The sequence below is a fragment of the Streptomyces capparidis genome (assembly GCF_054782095.1).
In genome coordinates this window covers 36707-53991 of record NZ_BAAGTD010000042.1, presented here as the reverse complement: position 1 = coordinate 53991, position 17285 = coordinate 36707, and the positions used below count along the sequence as shown (strand labels likewise).

Genomic DNA, 17285 nt, shown 5'->3' with positions numbered 1-17285 from the left:
TCTCTTCCTCGTCTGCGCGTCGTGCTCCCGCCGGGCGCCCCGGGGCCTGTTTCCTGCCCCGGAAGGCCGCCGGAGACACCACGGCCGGTCGGGAGGCTCCCGCCGCCTCCGGGGGGGCGTCCGTCCCCCGTGAGGGACGGCTGCCCGCCCCCTGAGGGACGAGAAGGCCGGCCGCCTGCCCCCCGTGGGGGCGGCGACCGGCCTGTGCCGGACCATCCAGTCTACGACGGATGCTCCGGAACGCCCCGAACGCGCGCCTCCGCCCCCGGGGACGGGCCGCGGGAGGGCGGGGCGGGACCCCCGGCCGGCTACCTGGCGTTGAAGTACTTCGCCTCCGGGTGGTGGATGACGAAGGCGTCGGTGGACTGCTCCGGGTGGAGCTGGAACTCCTCCGAGAGCCGCACCCCGATCCGCTCCGGCCCGAGGAGGTCGGCGATCTTGCCGCGGTCCTCCAGGTCGGGGCAGGCGCCGTAGCCGAGCGAGAACCGGGCGCCGCGGTACTTCAGCGCGAACATGTCCTCGACATCGGCGGGGTCCTCCCCGCCGAACCCGAGCTCGGCGCGCACCCGCGCGTGCCAGTACTCCGCCAGGGCCTCGGCCAACTGCACCGAGAGGCCGTGCAGCTCCAGGTAGTCCCGGTAGGCGTCGGACTCGAACAGCTTCGCCGTGGCCTGGGAGACCCGGTTGCCGACGGTGACCACCTGAAGGCCCACCACGTCGGTCTCGCCGGACTCCTGGGGGCGGAAGAAGTCGGCCAGGCACAGCCTGCGGCCCCGGCGCTGGCGGGGGAAGGTGAACCGGGTGCGCTCGCTGCCGTCCTCGTGCAGCACGATCAGGTCGTCGCCCTTGGACACGCAGGGGAAGTAGCCGTAGACCACCGCGGCCTCCAGCAGGCCCTCGGTGTGCAGCCGCTCCAGCCAGCCCCGCAGCCGGGGCCGGCCCTCGCTCTCCACCAGCTCCTCGTAGGTGGGGCCCTCGCCGGTGCGGGCCTGCTTCAGCCCCCACTGGCCCTTGAACAGCGCGCCCTCGTCCAGCCAGGAGGCGTAGTCCGCCAGCGGGATCCCCTTGACCACCCGGGTCCCCCAGAACGGCGGCTCGGGGACGGGGTTGTCGGTGGCCACGTCGGAGCGCACCTGGCCCTCGGGCTCGTCCGGCGCGCTCTCGGCGGTGACGCCCTCGCGGGCCGGCACCCGGCGCTTGCGCAGCTCGGGCAGCTCGGCGCCGGGCACGCCGCGCTTGACGGCGATCAGGGCGTCCATCAGCCGCAGCCCCTCGAAGGCGTCCCTGGCGTAGCGGACCTCGCCCTCGTAGATCTCGTGCAGGTCCTGCTCGACGTAGGCGCGGGTCAGCGCGGCGCCGCCGAGGATCACCGGGTACTGGGTGGCGAGCTTGCGCTGGTTGAGCTCCTGGAGGTTCTCCTTCATGATCACGGTGGACTTCACCAGCAGCCCGGACATGCCGATCACGTCCGCCCGGTGCTCGACGGCGGCGTCCAGGATCGCGGACACCGGCTGCTTGATCCCGAGGTTGATCACGTTGTAGCCGTTGTTGGACAGGATGATGTCCACCAGGTTCTTGCCGATGTCGTGGACGTCGCCCTTGACGGTGGCGAGCACGATCGTGCCCTTGCCCTCGGTGTCCGCCTTCTCCATGTGCGGCTCCAGGTGGGCCACCGCTGCCTTCATCACCTCGGCGGACTGGAGCACGAACGGGAGCTGCATCTGGCCGGAGCCGAACAGCTCGCCGACCACCTTCATCCCGCCCAGCAGCGTCTCGTTGATGATCTCCAGGGCGGGGCGCTCCCGGAGGGCCTCGTCCAGGTCGGCCTCCAGGCCGTTGCGCTCGCCGTCGATGATCCGCCGCTGGAGCCGCTCGTCCAGCGGCAGCGCCGCGAGCTCCTCGGCCCTCCCGGCCCGGACCGACTTCGTGTCCACGCCCTCGAACAACTGGAGGAAGCGCTGGAGCGGGTCGTAGGCGGGCTCGTCTGCGGTGGCGGGGCGGCGGCGGTCGTGGATCAGGTCGAGGGCGACCTCGCGCTGCTCCTCGGGGATCCGGGCGATGGGCAGGATCTTGCTGGCGTGGACGATGGCGGAGTCCAGGCCGGCCTCCACGCACTCGTGCAGGAAGACGGAGTTGAGCACGATGCGGGCGGCCGGGTTCAGCCCGAAGGAGACGTTCGACAGGCCGAGGGTGGTCTGCACGTCGGGGTGGCGGCGCTTGAGCTCGCGGATGGCCTCGATCGTCTCCACGGCGTCGCGGCGGGACTCCTCCTGACCGGTGGCGATGGTGAAGGTCAGGCAGTCGATGATGATGTCGCTCTCGTGGATGCCCCAGTTGCCGGTGAGGTCGGCGATGAGCCGCTCGGCGATGGCGACCTTGTTCTCGGCGGTGCGGGCCTGGCCCTCCTCGTCGATGGTGAGCGCCATCAGCGCGGCGCCGTGCTCGACGGCCAGGGTGGCGATCCGCGCGAAGCGGGACTCGGGTCCGTCGCCGTCCTCGTAGTTGACCGAGTTGATCACGGCGCGGCCGCCGAGCAGCTCCAGGCCCGCCCGGATGACGTCGGGCTCGGTGGAGTCCAGCACGATCGGCAGGGTGGAGGCGGTGGCCAGCCGGCCCGCGACCTCCTTCATGTCGGCCACGCCGTCCCGGCCGACGTAGTCCACGCACAGGTCCAGCAGGTGGGCGCCCTCGCGGATCTGCTCGCGGGCGATCTCCACGCAGTCGTCCCAGCGGCCGTCCAGCAGGGCCTCGCGGAACTTCTTGGAGCCGTTGGCGTTGGTGCGCTCGCCGATCGCCAGGTACGAGGTGTCCTGCCGGAACGGGACCGTCTGGTAGAGCGACGCGGCGCCGGGCTCGGGCCGGGGGTCGCGGTGCCCGGGCGCCAGGTCCCGGACCCGCTCGACGACCTGCCGCAGGTGCTCGGGGGTGGTGCCGCAGCAGCCGCCGACCAGGGACAGGCCGTACTCGCGGACGAACAGCTCGTGGGCGTCGGCCAGCTCCGCGGGCGACAGCGGGTAGTGGGCGCCGTCCTTGCCCAGCTCGGGCAGGCCGGCGTTCGGCATCGCCGACACCCTGGTGCGCGCGTGCCGGGACAGGTACCGCAGGTGCTCGCTCATCTCGGCGGGACCGGTCGCGCAGTTCAGCCCGATCATGTCCACGCCGAGCGGCTCCAGCGCGGTCAGCGCGGCGCCGATCTCCGAGCCCAGCAGCATGGTGCCGGTGGTCTCCACGGTGACCTGGACCAGCAGCGGCAGGCTCAGGTCCGCCTCGGCCAGCGCCCGCCGGGCGCCGATCACCGCGGCCTTGGCCTGGAGCAGGTCCTGCGAGGTCTCCACCAGCAGGGCGTCGGCGCCGCCCGCGATCAGGCCGGCGGCGTTGGCCTGGTAGGCGTCGCGCAGCGCGGCGTAGGGGGCGTGGCCCAGCGTGGGCAGCTTGGTGCCGGGGCCGATGGAGCCCAGCACCCAGCGGGGGCTGCCGGGGGTGGTGAAGCCGTCGGCGACCTCGCGGGCGAGGCGGGCCCCGGCCTCGGACAGCTCGAAGATGCGCTCGGTGATGCCGTACTCGCCGAGGTTGGCGAAGTTCGCGCCGAAGGTGTTGGTCTCCACACAGTCCGAGCCGACCCCGAAGTAGGCCTCGTGCACGGAGGTGACGATGTCGGGGCGGGAGACGTTGAGGATCTCGTTGCAGCCCTCGTGGCCCTGGAAGTCGTCCAGCGTGGGATCCTGCGCCTGGAGCATGGTGCCCATGGCGCCGTCGGCGACGACGACTCGTGTGGCCAGTGCCTCGCGCAGTGCTTCGGCTCGTTGGACGCGGGCGGAATGGGACGGCGAGGCCATGAAGACTCCCTGGGGTGCGACGGCTGTCGGCTTGGCGTGCCCGGGCACGGCCGGGGCACGTGGCCAGCGTAACCGGGGAGTCTCAAGCGACCATGGAGCGAGGGGGATCCTCTCAAGGAGTGGACACCGGGCGGGGGCGCGGCGGGCCGGGCGGGGTTGCCCCCGAAGCGCCGGATCAGGGGTGCTGTGCGCCGTTTCGCCGGGGGTCCGGGCGGGGTCCGCGGGGCCGGGGCGGGCGGTGCGCCCGGGGCGGGGGCGGGCGCGGCGGCGGGGGCGGCCCGGGCGAGGCGGCGCGGGGGCGGGGGCGCTGCTCGGGCGGGAGGCGGCGGGTGGGCCGCGGAGCGGGGGACGGCCGGGGTCCGGGGGCGGGATTGGGCACGGGGCGGTGCGGGGAGCCTGGGTTTGGGTGGATGATTCGGCATAGCCCGATACCGTTCTGCATTGCCGACCACTTGTCCGACCGTTCACCCGACCGCCCCGACGACGGCTCCGCCCACCGCCCGTCCGCCCCAACTCCCCTACTGCGCGTGGAGGTTCCCCATGCCCGGACCCATCCAGTCCCTGGAGCGGGCCGCCGCGATCCTGCGGCTGCTCGCCGGCGGGACCCGGCGGCTGAGCCTGTCCGAGGTGTCCTCCACCCTGGGCCTGGCCAAGGGCACGGCGCACGGGATCCTGCGCACCCTCCAGCGGGAGGGCTTCGTCGAGCAGGACCCGGAGTCCGGAAAGTACCAGCTCGGCGCGGAACTGCTGCGCCTGGGCAACAGCTACCTGGACGTGCACGAGCTGCGGGCGCGCGCCCTGGTGTGGGCGGACGACCTGGCCCGCGCCAGCGGGGAGAGCGTGTACATCGGGGTGCTGCACCAGCGCGGGGTGCTCATCGTGCACCACGTGTTCCGGCCGGACGACAGCCGCCAGGTGCTCGAGGTGGGCGCGCTGCACCCGCTGCACAGCACGGCCCTGGGCAAGGTCCTGGCGGCGTACGACCCGGTGGCGCACAGCGAGGCGCTGGAGGCGGGCTGCACCTCGTTCACCTCGCGCACGGTGGTGGACGTCGCGGAGTTCGAGGGACTGCTCCAGGTGACCCGCGAGCGCGGCTGGGCGTGCGACCTGGAGGAGACCTGGGAGGGCCTGGCGTCGGTGGCGGCGCCGATCCACGACCGGCGGCGGATGCCGGTGGGCGCGGTGGGCGTCACCGGCGCCGTGGAGCGGGTCTGCGCGGACGGCGAGGTGCGCCCGTCGCTGGTGGCGGCGGTGCGGGACGCGGCGCGGGCGGTCTCGCGGGACCTGGGCGCCAGCCCGTTCTGAGCCCGGGCTCCTCCCCCGGGCCCGCGGCGGGCCGCCCCCGCGCCGCCGGGCGGCCCCCGGCCCCCGACCCCGCGGACGCCCTCGCCCGGCGCCGCGCCCGGGCCCCGTCCCGTCTCCGCCCCGTCTCCGCTGCCTCTCCGGCGCCGCCCCGGCCGCGTCGTAACCGAAACGACTCCGGGCGTATGCCGCTGAACCCTTGACGATTAACCCGCCCGGTACAAAACTGGCGCGCGGCGGTCGGCATTGTCGAACACGCGTCGGCAGAGTCATACAGTGTTCTCGTCCCTACGGCGTGTCACTCACCGTCAGGGTGTTCACCGCCCAAGTCCCCACCTGGGCAGGCCACAAAGGAGTCGCGATGTCCAGCGGCAACATCTTCATCGGCGAGATCATCGGTACCGCCATCCTCATCGTCCTGGGCGGCGGCGTCGTCGCCGCCGTCGTCCTGAAGAAGTCCAAGGCACAGGGCGCCGGTTGGCTGGCGATCACCTTCGGCTGGGGCTTCGCGGTCCTGACCGGCGCCTACACCAGCGCGTCGCTGTCCGGCGCCCACCTCAATCCCGCCGTCACCTTCGGCGTCGCCGTCAAGACCGGCGACTGGGGCGACGTCCCCGTCTACCTCGCCGGGCAGCTCCTCGGCGCCATGCTGGGCGCGACCCTGGTGTGGCTCGCCTACTACGGCCAGTTCCAGGCGCACCTCACCGACCCGGAGATCGTCGGCGCCGGGCAGGCGTCGGGTCCCGGCGCGGACCCCGCGGGCCCGCTGACCAAGTCCGAGCAGGCCCGCCGGCAGCCCGGCGGCCCGGTGCTGGGGATCTTCTCCACCGGCCCGGAGATCCGCAACCCGGTGCAGAACCTCACCACCGAGATCATCGGCACCACGGTGCTGGTGCTGGCCATCCTCGCCTTCGGCGACGACAAGGGCCTGGCCGCCTCGGGCACCACGATCCTGATGGTCGCCCTGCTGGTCGTCGGCATCGGCCTGTCCCTCGGCGGCCCCACCGGCTACGCCATCAACCCCGCCCGCGACCTCGGCCCGCGCATCGTCCACGCCCTGCTGCCGCTGCCCAACAAGGGCGGCTCCGACTGGGGCTACGCCTGGATCCCCGTGGTGGGCCCGCTCCTCGGCGGTCTTCTCGCCGGCGGCATCTACAAGCTGGCGTTCTGAACGTACAAGCTGGCGTGGCGGACGGCTGCCCCGGCGAACGCCCCGGCCCGGCCCGTCCGCTCCTCCCGACGACCACCTCCACTACCGCCCGGAGCCTGACATGACCGACACGCACAGCACCGGCCCGTTCATCGCCGCGATCGACCAGGGCACCACCTCCAGCCGCTGCATCGTCTTCGACCGCGACGGCCGCATCGTCTCCGTCGACCAGAAGGAGCACGAGCAGATCTTCCCCAAGCCCGGCTGGGTCGAGCACGACGCGGCGGAGATCTGGCGGAACGTCCAGGAGGTCGTGGACGGGGCGCTGGACAAGGCCGGGATCACCGCAGCCGACATCAAGGCGCTGGGCATCACCAACCAGCGCGAGACCACCCTGCTGTGGGACAGGAACACCGGCGAGCCGGTGCACAACGCCATCGTCTGGCAGGACACCCGCACCGACGCCCTGTGCAAGGAGCTGGGCCGCAACGTCGGCCAGGACCGCTTCCGCCGCGAGACCGGCCTGCCGCTGGCCAGCTACTTCGCCGGGCCGAAGATCCGCTGGCTGCTGGACAACGTCGAGGGCCTGCGGGAGCGCGCCGAGCGCGGCGAGATCCTGTTCGGCACCATGGACTCCTGGGTGATCTGGAACCTCACCGGCGGCGTGAACGGCGGCAAGCACTACACGGACGTCACCAACGCCTCCCGCACCCTGCTGATGAACCTGCGCACCCTCGACTGGGACGAGCGCATCTGCTCCTCCATCGGCGTGCCCATGGCGATGCTGCCGGAGATCCGCTCGTCCTCCGAGGTGTACGGCACCGCCACCGGCAGCCTCGCCGGCGTGCCGGTGGCCTCCGCGCTCGGCGACCAGCAGGCGGCCCTGTTCGGCCAGACCTGCTTCTCGCCCGGCGAGGGCAAGTCCACGTACGGCACCGGCACGTTCCTGCTGATGAACACCGGTGAGGAGATCGTCAACTCCTACAGCGGACTGGTGACCACGGTCGGCTACCGCATCGGCGACCAGGCGCCCGTGTACGCGCTCGAGGGCTCCATCGCCGTCACCGGCTCGCTGGTGCAGTGGATGCGCGACCAGATGGGTCTGATCAAGAGCGCGGCCGAGATCGAGACCCTGGCCAGCTCGGTGGAGGACAACGGCGGCGCCTACTTCGTGCCCGCGTTCTCCGGCCTGTTCGCCCCCTACTGGCGCCCCGAGGCGCGCGGCGTGATCGCGGGCCTGACCCGGTACGTCACCAAGGCGCACCTGGCCCGCGCCGTGCTGGAGGCCACCGCCTGGCAGACCCGCGAGGTCGTGGACGCGATGACCAAGGACTCCGGGGTGCGCCTGTCCACGCTCAAGGTGGACGGCGGCATGACGTCGGACAACCTGCTCATGCAGATGATCGCCGACTTCTGCGACGCGCCCGTGGTGCGCCCGATGGTCGCCGAGACCACCTGCCTGGGCGCCGCCTACGCCGCCGGGCTCGCCGTCGGGTTCTGGCCGGACACCGACACGCTGCGGGCCAACTGGCGGCGGGCCGCCGAGTGGACCCCCCGGATGGACGCGGAGCTCCGGGACCGCGAGTACCGCTACTGGCTCAAGGCCGTGCAGCGGACCATGGGCTGGCTGGACGAGGAGAACTGATGAGGACCGTTGGGAGCGTGCCGAGCCTCGGCACCCACGTCGCCGAGACGCGCAACGCGAGCCGGGCCGAGACCCGTGACACCCTCGCGGGCGCGGCCTACGACCTGCTGGTGATCGGCGGCGGCATCCTGGGCACCTCGGTGGCCTGGCACGCGGCGCAGTCCGGCTTGCGGGTGGCGATGGTGGACGCGGGCGACTTCGCGGGGGCGACCTCCTCGGCGTCGTCGAAGCTGGTCCACGGCGGTCTGCGCTACCTCCAGACCGGGGCGGTCCGGCTGGTGGCGGAGAACCACCACGAGCGGCGCGTCCTCAGCCGGGACGTGGCCCCGCACCTGGTGAACCCGCTCACCTTCTACCTGCCGGTCTACAAGGGCGGGCCGCACGGAGCCGCCAAGCTCGGCGCGGGCGTGTTCGCCTACTCGGCGCTGTCCGCGTTCGGCGACGGCGTCGGACGGGTCATCAGCCCGGCCAGGGCCGCCCGGGACGTCCCCGGGCTGCGCACCGACAACCTCAAGGCCGTGGCGGTCTACGGCGACCACCAGATGAACGACGCGCGCATGGCCGTGATGACGGTGCGCGCGGCCGTGGAGGCCGGGGCCGTGGTCCTCAACCACGCCGAGGTCACCGGGCTGCGCTTCACCGGCGGCCGGGTCAGCGGGGCCGAGCTGCGCGACCGGGTGGACGGCAGCGAGTTCGGCGTGCAGGCCCGGCTGGTGCTCAACGCCACCGGTCCGTGGGTGGACCACCTGCGGCGCATGGAGGACCCGGGGGCCGCCCCGAGCGTGCGCCTGTCGAAGGGCGCGCACCTGGTGCTCAGGCGCCGGGCGCCGATGCGGGCGGCGCTGGCCACGCCGGTGGACAAGTACCGCATCACCTTCGCCCTGCCGTGGGAGGACCACCTGCTGCTCGGCACCACCGACGAGACGTACGAGGGCGACCCGGGCGAGGTGCGGGCCACCGAGGCGGACATCGCGCAGATCCTCGACGAGGCGGCGTTCTCGCTGCGCGACGAGCACCTGACGCGGGAGCTGATGACGTACGCGTTCGCGGGTCTGCGGGTGCTGCCGGGCGGGCCGGGTGACACCGCGTCGGCCAAGCGGGAGACCGTGGTCACCGAGGGCCGCGGCGGCATGCTGTCGGTCGCGGGCGGCAAGTGGACGACCTACCGGCACATCGGCCGCACCGTGATGGACAAGCTCGCCAAGCTCCCCGGCGCCCCGCTCGCCGAGGACATGGAGCCGGTGGACCGGCTGCCGCGCCGGCTGCCGCTGCCCGGGGTGGCCAACCCGAACGCGGTCGCGCACCGCCTGCTGGTGGACCGCGAGCCCAGCGCCCGGCTGGACCCGCTGACCGCCCGGCACCTGGCCACCCACTACGGCGCGCTGTCCTTCGAGATCGCCCGCCTGGTCAACGACGACCCCTCGCTCGGGGAGCGCATCCACCCGGACGCCCCGGAGATCTGGGCGCAGGTGGTGTACGCCCGGGACCACGAGTGGGCGGTCACCGCGGACGACGTGCTGCGCCGCCGCACCACCCTGACGGTGCGGGGCCTGGACACCCCCGAGGTCCGGGAGCGGGTGGAGGCGATGCTGAAGCGCTGAGCCGTCCGTGCCCCGCGACCGCGCCCCCGCCCCGCCCGCTCCCCCTCCGGGCCGGGGCGGGGGCGTGCTCCCTCCCGCGCCGGGCCGCGCGCCGGCGACCCCCGCGCCCGGCCCGCGGGCCGCCCCCTTCCGCCACTTCCGCCGCTCGCGCCGCACGGACCCCGGCCGCCCGGGCCCCGTCGCGGAGCCCGCCGCGGGCTGCGGCGGCGGGGGAAACTGCCCGTAGGCTTTGCTGGTACGGCCGCACGCGAGACCCTTTCGCGGCGGCATGGCATGAGGCAAAGGAGGCACTGGGTGATCGAGCTCGAGGGTGTGCCCGAGCTGATCGACCCGGTCATGGTGGCCGCGTTCGAGGGCTGGAACGACGCCGGGGACGCCGCCTCCACCGCGGTCGCGCACCTGGACCGGGAGTGGAAGGGCGAGGTCTTCGCCGCGCTCGACGCCGAGGACTACTACGACTTCCAGGTCAACCGGCCCCATGTGTGGCTGGACGGCGGCACCCGGCGGATCACCTGGCCCACGACCCGCCTGTCCGTGGTCAGGGTCACCGATCCCAAGCCGCGCGACCTGGTGCTGGTGCGCGGCATCGAGCCCAGCATGCGCTGGCGCTCGTTCTGCAACGAACTGCTCGGCTTCGCGCACGAGCTGGGCGTGGAGCTGGTGGTCGTGCTGGGCGCGCTGCTCGGCGACACCCCGCACACCCGGCCGGTGCCGGTCAGCGGCACCACCTCCGACCCGGCGCTCGCCAGGACCCTGAACCTGGAGGAGAGCCGCTACGAGGGCCCGACCGGGATCGTGGGGGTGCTCCAGGAGGCGTGCACGCACGCGGGCGTCCCGGCGGTGAGCCTGTGGGCGGCGGTGCCGCACTACGTCTCGCAGCCGCCGAACCCCAAGGCCACCCTGGCGCTGCTCAACCGCCTCGAGGACCTGCTGGACATGCGGCTGCCGCTGGGCGAGCTGCCGGAGGACGCACGGGCCTGGCAGTTGGGCGTGGACCAGCTCGCGGCCGAGGACAGCGAGGTCGCCGAGTACGTGCAGTCGCTTGAGGAGGCGCGGGACACCGCGGAGCTGCCGGAGGCGTCCGGCGAGGCGATCGCCCGGGAGTTCGAGAAGTATCTGCGCCGCAGGGACGGCCACGGCCCGCACGCCCGCGAGGGCGGGGAGGGCGGCGAGGCCGGGCAGTTCCGCAGGGGCGTCCCCGGGCCGCAGCCGGGGCCCGCGCGGCGCGGCGAGGACCCCGCGGACGGCCCGGGGTGGGCCCCGGGCGCGGACCCGGGGGCCGCCGAGGCGGACGGCGCCGACAGGCCAGGCACCGACAAGCCCGGCTCGGACAGGCCCGACGCCGAGAAGCAGGGCTCCGAGCGGCACGGCGCGGAGCGGCACGGCGCCGACAAGCCCGGTCGCGACAGGCCCGGTCGTGAGAACTCCGGCGGCGAGGGCTCCGGTCCTCAGGCGCCGGGTCCCGGGGCGTCCCGTCCCGAGGGCCCGGGTCCCGACACGTCCGGCGGCGAGGAGCCCGGCGGGGAGTGAGTCCCCGGACGAGGGGCGGCCGTGACGTTTCTCCCCGGGCGGGCCGGGCGGTGGCGGCGGCGCGGCGGCCGCTCCCTCACCCGGCCTCCCGGGACACGCACCCGGGTCTGGAGCGCTCGTCGGGAGCGGCCCCGGCGCCGGTCAGCAGGCCCAGCCACGCCATGGCGACCAGCCCGGCCATCAGTCCCGCCGTCACTCTGCGTCTCACGCGCATACCCGTCAGTGCACTGAAGGCCGGGGGACCTGTCAAGGTCTAGACCTTGGTCCAGACCTCTCGCCGGATAGAACCGGCCCGCACCCGGGAGGCGCGACGGCCCCGCCCCCCGGGTGCGGGCCGTTACAGCGCCACGCCGAGCAGCGCGTCCACCGTCCGCGTGACCAGCCCCGGCGCCGCGGGGTCGGCCCCGCCCGCGGCGAGCTGCGCCGCCGCCCAGCGGTCCACCGCGGCGAGCGCCGCGGGGGCGTCCAGGTCGGCGGCGAGCGCCGCGCGCACCTCGCCGACCAGGGCGTCGGCGGACGGCCCGTCCGGCCGGGACACCGCGGCCCGCCAGCGCGCGAGCCGGTCCGCGGCCTCGGCGAGCACCGCGTCCGTCCACTCCCAGTCCGCCCGGTAGTGCCGGGACAGCAGCGCCAGGCGTATCGCGGCCGGGTCGACGCCGTCGCGGCGCAGCCGGGAGACGAAGACCAGGTTGCCCCGGGACTTCGACATCTTCTCGCCGTCCAGGCCGACCATCCCGGCGTGCACGTACGCCTTCGCGTACGGGTGTTCGCCGGTCAGCGCCTGGGCGTGCGCCGCGCCCATCTCGTGGTGCGGGAAGGCCAGGTCCGAGCCGCCGCCCTGGACGTCGAAGCCCATGCCGAGCCGCTCCAGGGCGATGGCCACGCACTCGATGTGCCAGCCGGGGCGGCCCGGGCCGAGGCTGCCGCCGTCCCAGTCGGGCTCGCCCGGCCGGGCGGCCATCCACAGCATCGGGTCCAGCGGGTTCTTCTTGCCCGGCCGGTCGGGGTCGCCGCCGCGCTCGGCCGACAGGTGCCGCATGGTGTCCGCGTCGAGCCGGGAGACGGAGCCGAAGCGGGGGTCGCTGCCGACGGAGAAGTAGACGTCGCCGTCGAGCTCGTAGGCGGCGCCCGCCGCCACCAGCCGCTCCACCAGCGGCACGATGGCCGGGATGGCCTCCACCGCGCCCACGTAGTGGTCCGGCGGCAGCATCCGCAGCGCGGTCATGTCCTCGCGGAACAGGGTGGTCTCCCGCTCCGCCAGCTCCGTCCAGTCCTGCCCGGTGGCGCGGGCCCGCTCCAGCAGCGGGTCGTCCACGTCCGTGACGTTCTGCACGTAGAGCACCCGGTGGCCCGCGTCCCGCCACACCCGCTGCACCAGGTCGAAGGCGGTGTAGGTGGCCGCGTGGCCCAGGTGGGTGGCGTCGTAGGGGGTGATGCCGCACACGTAGAGGCGGGCGACCGGGCCGGGCCGCAGCTCCACGGTGCCGCCGGTCGAGGTGTCGTGCACCCGCAGGTTCAGGCCCTTGCCGGGCAGTGCGGGGACATCGGAAGCGGGCCAGGCATACATGCAACGAGAGTAACTGTATGCACGTTCATCATACGAAGGGGGATCATGGATACGCGCCGGGCGCACGCCCCCCACCAGGACGTTTCCGGTCCAAGGCGGCGGACGCGGCCGCACCCGGACGGGCGGCGGGCGCACCCGGCGGGGCCAGAGGGGGCCGCCCGCGCCCCGAGCCGCGAGGTCCGCCCGGCCGCTCAGATCGGCGGCCAGGGCACCGAGGGCCAGTCGCCGCCGGGCTCCGGGTGGCGCCCGGTGGCCAGCAGGGCGGCGACGCGCTCGCGCAGCGCCTCGACCTCCCGCGCGGTCAGCAGCTCGCCCAGCCGCTCCCCGAGCCCTCCGGCGAGCTGCCCGCGCAGCTTCTCCAGCACCCGCACCGCGTCCTCGGGCAGCGGCTCGCCCGCCCAGCCCCACAGCAGGGTGCGCAGCTTGTTCTCGGCGTGGAACGTCACGCCGTGGTCGATCCCGTACAGCCGGCCCTCGGCCGTGGGCAGCAGGTGGCCGCCCTTGCGGTCCGCGTTGTTGATCACCGCGTCCAGCACGGCGAGGCGGCGCAGCGCCGGGTCGTCGGCGTGCACCAGCAGCGCGGGGCGGCCGTCCTCGAGCCGGACGTCGCTCACCGCCCGCCAGCCCTCGCCGGGCTCCCCCGGCTCCTGCACGGCGAGCAGCGGCACCTGCGGCGCCGCCTCGATCCAGAGCTGGCACATGCCCCGGCCGTACGGCCCGTCGCGCAGCACGGTGGGCGGCACCAGGCCCCAGCCGGTCGCCTCGGAGACCAGGTGGGCGGCGACCTCCCGCTCGGCGAGGGTGCCGTCGGGGAAGTCCCACAGCGGGCGCTCGCCGCGGACCGGCTTGTAGACGCACGCCGCCCGGCGGCCGTCCCGTTCGACCTCGCAGTACAGCACCGCGTTGGACGCGTCGCCCACCCGGCCGCGCACGGTGAGGGTGCCGTGCTCCAGCAGCCCGGTCGCGTCGTCCGCGCCGTCCGTCCCCGCGGGCAGGTCCGCAGCGGTCAGGAGGCCCCTCGCAGGTACCCGTTCTGGCGCGGGCATACGTGTCCTCCCGGGTCGAGGGGCAGGTTGCAGAACGGGCAGGGCGGGCGGCCGGCGGCCACGACCTCCAGGGCCCGCTTGGCGAAGCCGCGGGCCATGGCGCCGGTGAGCCGCACCCGCAGCAGCGGCGGCCCGTTGTCGTCGTCCCGCAGCAGCATCTCCTCGGCGGCCTGGAGGTCCTCCTCCGCGGCGAGGTCCACCTCGACCAGCGCCTGCGCCTCGACGACGACGCGCTCGTCGTCCGCGTCCCAGGCCAGGGCCATGGTGCCGACCCGGAACTCCACCGGCTCCACGGGGCTCTCCAGCGGCCCGGTGTCGATCGTCTCCGCGGGGGCGACGGCGGGCACCGGCGCGCTGCCGCCGCTGCGCCGCACCACCTCGTCCAGCAATTCGTCCACGCGCTCGGCGAGCGCGGCGACCTGGGCCTTCTCCAGGGCGACGCTGGTCGTCCTCCCGGCCCCCGTGGCCTGGAGGTAGAAGGCGCGCTCGCCCGGCTGTCCGACCGTACCGGCGACGAACCGCTCCGGCGGGTCGTAGAGGAACACCTGACGGGGCACGTCCTGCTCCGAACACTCGACTCGACTGACGACTGATCCGCCCGACGACTTGGTCGACCGACGACCCGGGCTGCGACTCGGCGGCCGCCCCGCCGCTTCGCGACCTGGTGCGGCACGGCGCGGTGAGTGAGGCGCACGGCCCCGGCGCGCTCCGCCGGCCGGTGCCGGTCGGGCTGGTGCGGCCGGGAGAGCCCGACCCGTGGTGGCTCCAACCCTACTGACGGACGAGGCCCGCTGCGAAGGAGGGCCGGTGGCGCACCCGCGGGCCGGCTCAGTCCGTGCCCGCGCCGCCGCCCACCACCGCGTCCCCGTCCTCGGGTCCCGACGCGCTGCCGGGCGGGGGCGGCGCCAGCCCGGCCAGGTCGCCGGTGTCCCCCAGACGGACCAGGAACGGGCGCGCGGCGGTGTACCGGATCGCCGTCACCGAGGCCGGGTCGACGGCGATGCGCTGGAACAGGTCCAGGTGCAGGCCGAGGGCGTCGGCGACCACGGACTTGATGATGTCGCCGTGCGAGCAGACCACGAACAGGGCGTCCTCGCCGTGCTCGGCCGCGACGCGCCGGTCCCACTCGCGGACGGCGTCCACCGCGCGGGTCTGCATGGCGCGCATCGACTCGCCCTCCGGCCCGGGGAAGGCGGCCCGGGAGGGGTAGTCCTGGACGGTGCGCCACAGCGGCTCGTCGGCGAGCTCGCTGAGCTTGCGCCCCGACCAGTCGCCGTAACGGCACTCCCCCACCCGGTCCTCGGTGTGCAGCGCGAGCCCGGGGCGCACCTCGAGCAGCGGGGCCACGGTCTCCCGGCAGCGCTGGAGCGGGCTGCTGACCACGGCGGCCAGCGGCAGGCCGGACATCCGGGCGGCGAGCGCGGCGGCCTGCTCCCGCCCGCGCTCGTCGAGACCGACGCCGGGGGTCCAGCCGGCGAGGATTCCTGAGCTGTTCGCGGTCGAGCGGCCATGGCGGACGAGCAAGACGGTCGGCATGGCACCACTGTAGACACCACGTCCGGCAGTCCTGCTCGAACGCCCGTCCGGGGCAGCGTCCGCGGCGCAGGGGACGGCCGGTGTCCGCTGCGCAGCGGAGGGCCCCCGGCGAAGGTGGTGCGATCGCGGCGGAACGGGGCAGAATCCACGGGGTGATCGTTGACTGCGCGATTTACCGGGAGGGCCGCCGGGTGCCCGGACCCTCCGACTTCTCCGAGGCCCTCGACGAGGCGAGGACCTCCGGCGACGCCTTCTTGTGGATCGGCCTGCACGAACCCACGGAGAAGGAGTTCGAGCTGGTCACCAACGAGTTCCGGCTGCATCCGCTGGCGGTCGAGGACGCGCTGACCGCGCACCAGCGGCCCAAGCTGGAGACGTACGACGACGTGCTGTTCCTGGTGCTCAAGCCGGTGCTGTACGACGAGCGGGCCGGGCAGGTCTCCACGGGCGAGCTGATGGTGTTCGTCGGGGACGCGTTCGTGGTGACCGTCCGGCACGGCGAGGCCAACCCGCTGGCCGAGGTGCGCTCCCGGCTGGAGAAGGACCCCGAGGTGCTGCGGCACGGCCCGGCCGCGGTGATGTACGCGGTCAGCGACGCGGTGGTGGACCGGTACACGGTCATCGCGGGCGAGCTCCAGATCGACCTGGAGGAGCTGGAGGCGGACGTGTTCGCGCCGCGCGGCGCGGACTCCGGGAGCGTCGCCGCGCGGATCTACTCCTTCAAGCGGCAGGTGCTGGAGTTCCGCCGGGCCACGTCGCCGCTGCTGGAGCCGATGCAGCGGCTCGCGGCCGGCGCCGTGCCGTTCGTGCCCCCCGACGCCCGCCCCTACCTGCGGGACGTCAGCGACCACCTGATCCGGGCCAACGAGCACGTGGAGGGCCTGGACCGGCTGCTGTCCGACATCCTGGGCGCCAACCTCGCGCAGATGGGCGTGCGGCAGAACGACGACATGCGCAAGATCTCCGCGTGGGCGGCCATGGCCGCGGTGCCCACCATGATCGCGGGCATCTACGGCATGAACTTCGACCACATGCCCGAGCTGCGCTGGTTCTGGGGCTACCCGGCGGTGCTCGCGGTGATGGCCGGGGCGTGCCTGGCGCTGCACCGGTTCTTCAAGCGGCGCGGCTGGCTGTGACCGCCCCCGCCCCGCGGCGGTCTCAGGCGAACTCGGGCCCCGCCTGCTGCGCGGGGCCGCCCAGCGCGTTGCGGCGCCCGGGCATCCGCAGGGTGACCATGCGCCGCCACCCGCCGAGCCGCTCGTAGGCGTACACGGCGTGGATGCCGAGGCGCAGCGCCGCCGACTTCCCGCGGGACCAGCCCAGGATCCGCCCCATGTGCGCCATGACCGCCAGGCTGACGTCCCGGTAGATCCGGATCTCGGCGAGCGCGGTCTGCCGCAGCAAGGACCTGATCGTGTCCCGGTGGCCCCGGCCGGCCAGGCGCAGCAGCTCCTCGTGGCAGTAGGCGAGGTGGTTGTCCTCGTCGGCGGAGATCATCCGCACCGCTCGGCCGACGTCGGGGTGGCCGCCGAAGACCTTCCGCAGCAGCCGCATCTGCTCGGCCGCGCGCTGCTCGGTGACCCTGCTGTGCGCCAGGTAGACGATGACGTCGCGTTCGGTCAGCGGCTCGTCGCGGCGCAGCTTGTGGTGGGCGAGGCCGATGCCGCGGCGCTCCAGGCGCATGGTGTAGTCGGTGTCGTCGGGCACCTCGCACGGGGTGAGGCCGCGCTTGCGCAGCAGGGCGGTGAAGATCCGGCCGTGCTTGTCCTCGTCGGCGCCGTGCCGGGCGACCTTGGGCGCCAGCTCGGCGTCCCGCACCAGCGCGGCGATGCGGCCGTTCTCCCACCCTCCCTGGTCCTCGCCCTTGGCGGCGATGCTGCAAAACAGGCGGAAGGACTCGTCGTCGTCGTGGATCTCCTGGAACAGGCTGCGGGCGGAGAGCATCGGGACCACCTTTCCGCGTGGCGGCGCGTCACCGGCGCACCGGCCGGACCCGCCGAACGACACCGGTCGACTCACCAAATAAGCCGAATTACCAGACTAAGCGTCAAGAGCGCCTGCCCCGGGAGGGC

13 protein-coding genes are annotated in these 17285 nt (G+C 74.2%); 6 read left to right on the top strand and 7 right to left on the bottom strand.

Annotated features, from left to right (window positions below; all coding sequences use genetic code 11):
- Nucleotides 1-308 precede the first annotated feature (308 nt).
- On the bottom strand, nt 309-3836 hold the full coding sequence (gene metH, locus ACYVO2_RS27835; protein WP_461010771.1) for a methionine synthase: 3528 nt from the start codon (nt 3834-3836) through the stop codon (nt 309-311).
- Between the two features lie 540 nt (nt 3837-4376).
- Here metH and ACYVO2_RS27830 point away from each other — a divergent pair.
- From ACYVO2_RS27830 to ACYVO2_RS27810, 5 genes are all read left to right on the top strand, one after another.
- Nucleotides 4377-5141 carry an IclR family transcriptional regulator gene (locus ACYVO2_RS27830; RefSeq protein ID WP_461010770.1) on the top strand — a complete coding sequence of 255 codons (765 nt, stop codon included), beginning with the start codon at nt 4377-4379 and terminating at the stop codon, nt 5139-5141.
- Between the two features lie 358 nt (nt 5142-5499).
- Nucleotides 5500-6309, top strand: coding sequence for an MIP/aquaporin family protein (locus ACYVO2_RS27825; protein ID WP_461010769.1), 810 nt, complete (start codon nt 5500-5502; stop codon nt 6307-6309).
- A 100-nt stretch (nt 6310-6409) separates the two neighbouring features.
- The gene (gene glpK, locus ACYVO2_RS27820; protein ID WP_461010768.1) at nt 6410-7933 is read left to right on the top strand and encodes a glycerol kinase GlpK; all 1524 of its coding nucleotides are present in this window, start codon (nt 6410-6412) and stop codon (nt 7931-7933) included.
- Nucleotides 7933-9534 carry a glycerol-3-phosphate dehydrogenase/oxidase gene (locus tag ACYVO2_RS27815; RefSeq protein WP_461010767.1) on the top strand — a complete coding sequence of 534 codons (1602 nt, stop codon included), beginning with the start codon at nt 7933-7935 and terminating at the stop codon, nt 9532-9534. The genes glpK and ACYVO2_RS27815 overlap by 1 nt, the downstream gene beginning before the upstream one ends.
- A 294-nt stretch (nt 9535-9828) precedes the next feature.
- Entirely contained in the window at nt 9829-11064 is a 1236-nt protein-coding gene (locus ACYVO2_RS27810; protein WP_461010766.1) for a PAC2 family protein, read from the top strand.
- Between the two features lie 76 nt (nt 11065-11140).
- Here ACYVO2_RS27810 and ACYVO2_RS27805 read toward each other — a convergent pair whose 3' ends face one another.
- The 5 genes from ACYVO2_RS27805 to ACYVO2_RS27785 form a co-directional block, all read right to left on the bottom strand.
- The gene (locus ACYVO2_RS27805; protein WP_461010765.1) at nt 11141-11272 is read right to left on the bottom strand and encodes a hypothetical protein; all 132 of its coding nucleotides are present in this window, start codon (nt 11270-11272) and stop codon (nt 11141-11143) included.
- A 129-nt stretch (nt 11273-11401) separates the two neighbouring features.
- Entirely contained in the window at nt 11402-12631 is a 1230-nt protein-coding gene (gene mshC, locus ACYVO2_RS27800; RefSeq protein ID WP_461010764.1) for a cysteine--1-D-myo-inosityl 2-amino-2-deoxy-alpha-D-glucopyranoside ligase, read from the bottom strand.
- A gap of 191 nt (nt 12632-12822) precedes the next feature.
- Entirely contained in the window at nt 12823-13677 is an 855-nt protein-coding gene (locus ACYVO2_RS27795) for an SCO1664 family protein (protein ID WP_461010763.1), read from the bottom strand.
- Nucleotides 13638-14234 carry a DUF3090 domain-containing protein gene (locus ACYVO2_RS27790; protein ID WP_461010762.1) on the bottom strand — a complete coding sequence of 199 codons (597 nt, stop codon included), beginning with the start codon at nt 14232-14234 and terminating at the stop codon, nt 13638-13640. The genes ACYVO2_RS27795 and ACYVO2_RS27790 overlap by 40 nt, the downstream gene beginning before the upstream one ends.
- A gap of 271 nt (nt 14235-14505) precedes the next feature.
- The gene (locus ACYVO2_RS27785; protein ID WP_461010761.1) at nt 14506-15213 is read right to left on the bottom strand and encodes a histidine phosphatase family protein; all 708 of its coding nucleotides are present in this window, start codon (nt 15211-15213) and stop codon (nt 14506-14508) included.
- Between the two features lie 143 nt (nt 15214-15356).
- Here ACYVO2_RS27785 and corA point away from each other — a divergent pair, with 143 nt between their 5' ends.
- A complete protein-coding gene (corA, locus tag ACYVO2_RS27780) occupies nt 15357-16349 on the top strand; it encodes a magnesium/cobalt transporter CorA (RefSeq protein ID WP_461010793.1) in 993 nt (330 codons plus the stop codon).
- A 22-nt stretch (nt 16350-16371) separates the two neighbouring features.
- Here the strand turns inward: corA and ACYVO2_RS27775 are convergent, their stop codons facing one another.
- A complete protein-coding gene (locus tag ACYVO2_RS27775) occupies nt 16372-17157 on the bottom strand; it encodes a ferritin-like domain-containing protein (RefSeq protein WP_461010760.1) in 786 nt (261 codons plus the stop codon).
- Nucleotides 17158-17285: the final 128 nt, after the last annotated feature.

What these genes read in the sequence shown, in the direction of transcription:
- metH (WP_461010771.1), bottom strand. Translation starts at nt 3,836, where the DNA reads ATGGCCTCGCCGTCCCATTCCGCCCGCGTCCAACGAGCCGAAGCACTG.
- ACYVO2_RS27830 (WP_461010770.1), top strand. Translation starts at nt 4,377, where the DNA reads ATGCCCGGACCCATCCAGTCCCTGGAGCGGGCCGCCGCGATCCTGCGG.
- ACYVO2_RS27825 (WP_461010769.1), top strand. Translation starts at nt 5,500, where the DNA reads ATGTCCAGCGGCAACATCTTCATCGGCGAGATCATCGGTACCGCCATC.
- glpK (WP_461010768.1), top strand. Translation starts at nt 6,410, where the DNA reads ATGACCGACACGCACAGCACCGGCCCGTTCATCGCCGCGATCGACCAG.
- ACYVO2_RS27815 (WP_461010767.1), top strand. Translation starts at nt 7,933, where the DNA reads ATGAGGACCGTTGGGAGCGTGCCGAGCCTCGGCACCCACGTCGCCGAG.
- mshC (WP_461010764.1), bottom strand. Translation starts at nt 12,631, where the DNA reads ATGTATGCCTGGCCCGCTTCCGATGTCCCCGCACTGCCCGGCAAGGGC.
- ACYVO2_RS27795 (WP_461010763.1), bottom strand. Translation starts at nt 13,677, where the DNA reads ATGCCCGCGCCAGAACGGGTACCTGCGAGGGGCCTCCTGACCGCTGCG.
- ACYVO2_RS27785 (WP_461010761.1), bottom strand. Translation starts at nt 15,213, where the DNA reads ATGCCGACCGTCTTGCTCGTCCGCCATGGCCGCTCGACCGCGAACAGC.
- ACYVO2_RS27775 (WP_461010760.1), bottom strand. Translation starts at nt 17,157, where the DNA reads ATGCTCTCCGCCCGCAGCCTGTTCCAGGAGATCCACGACGACGACGAG.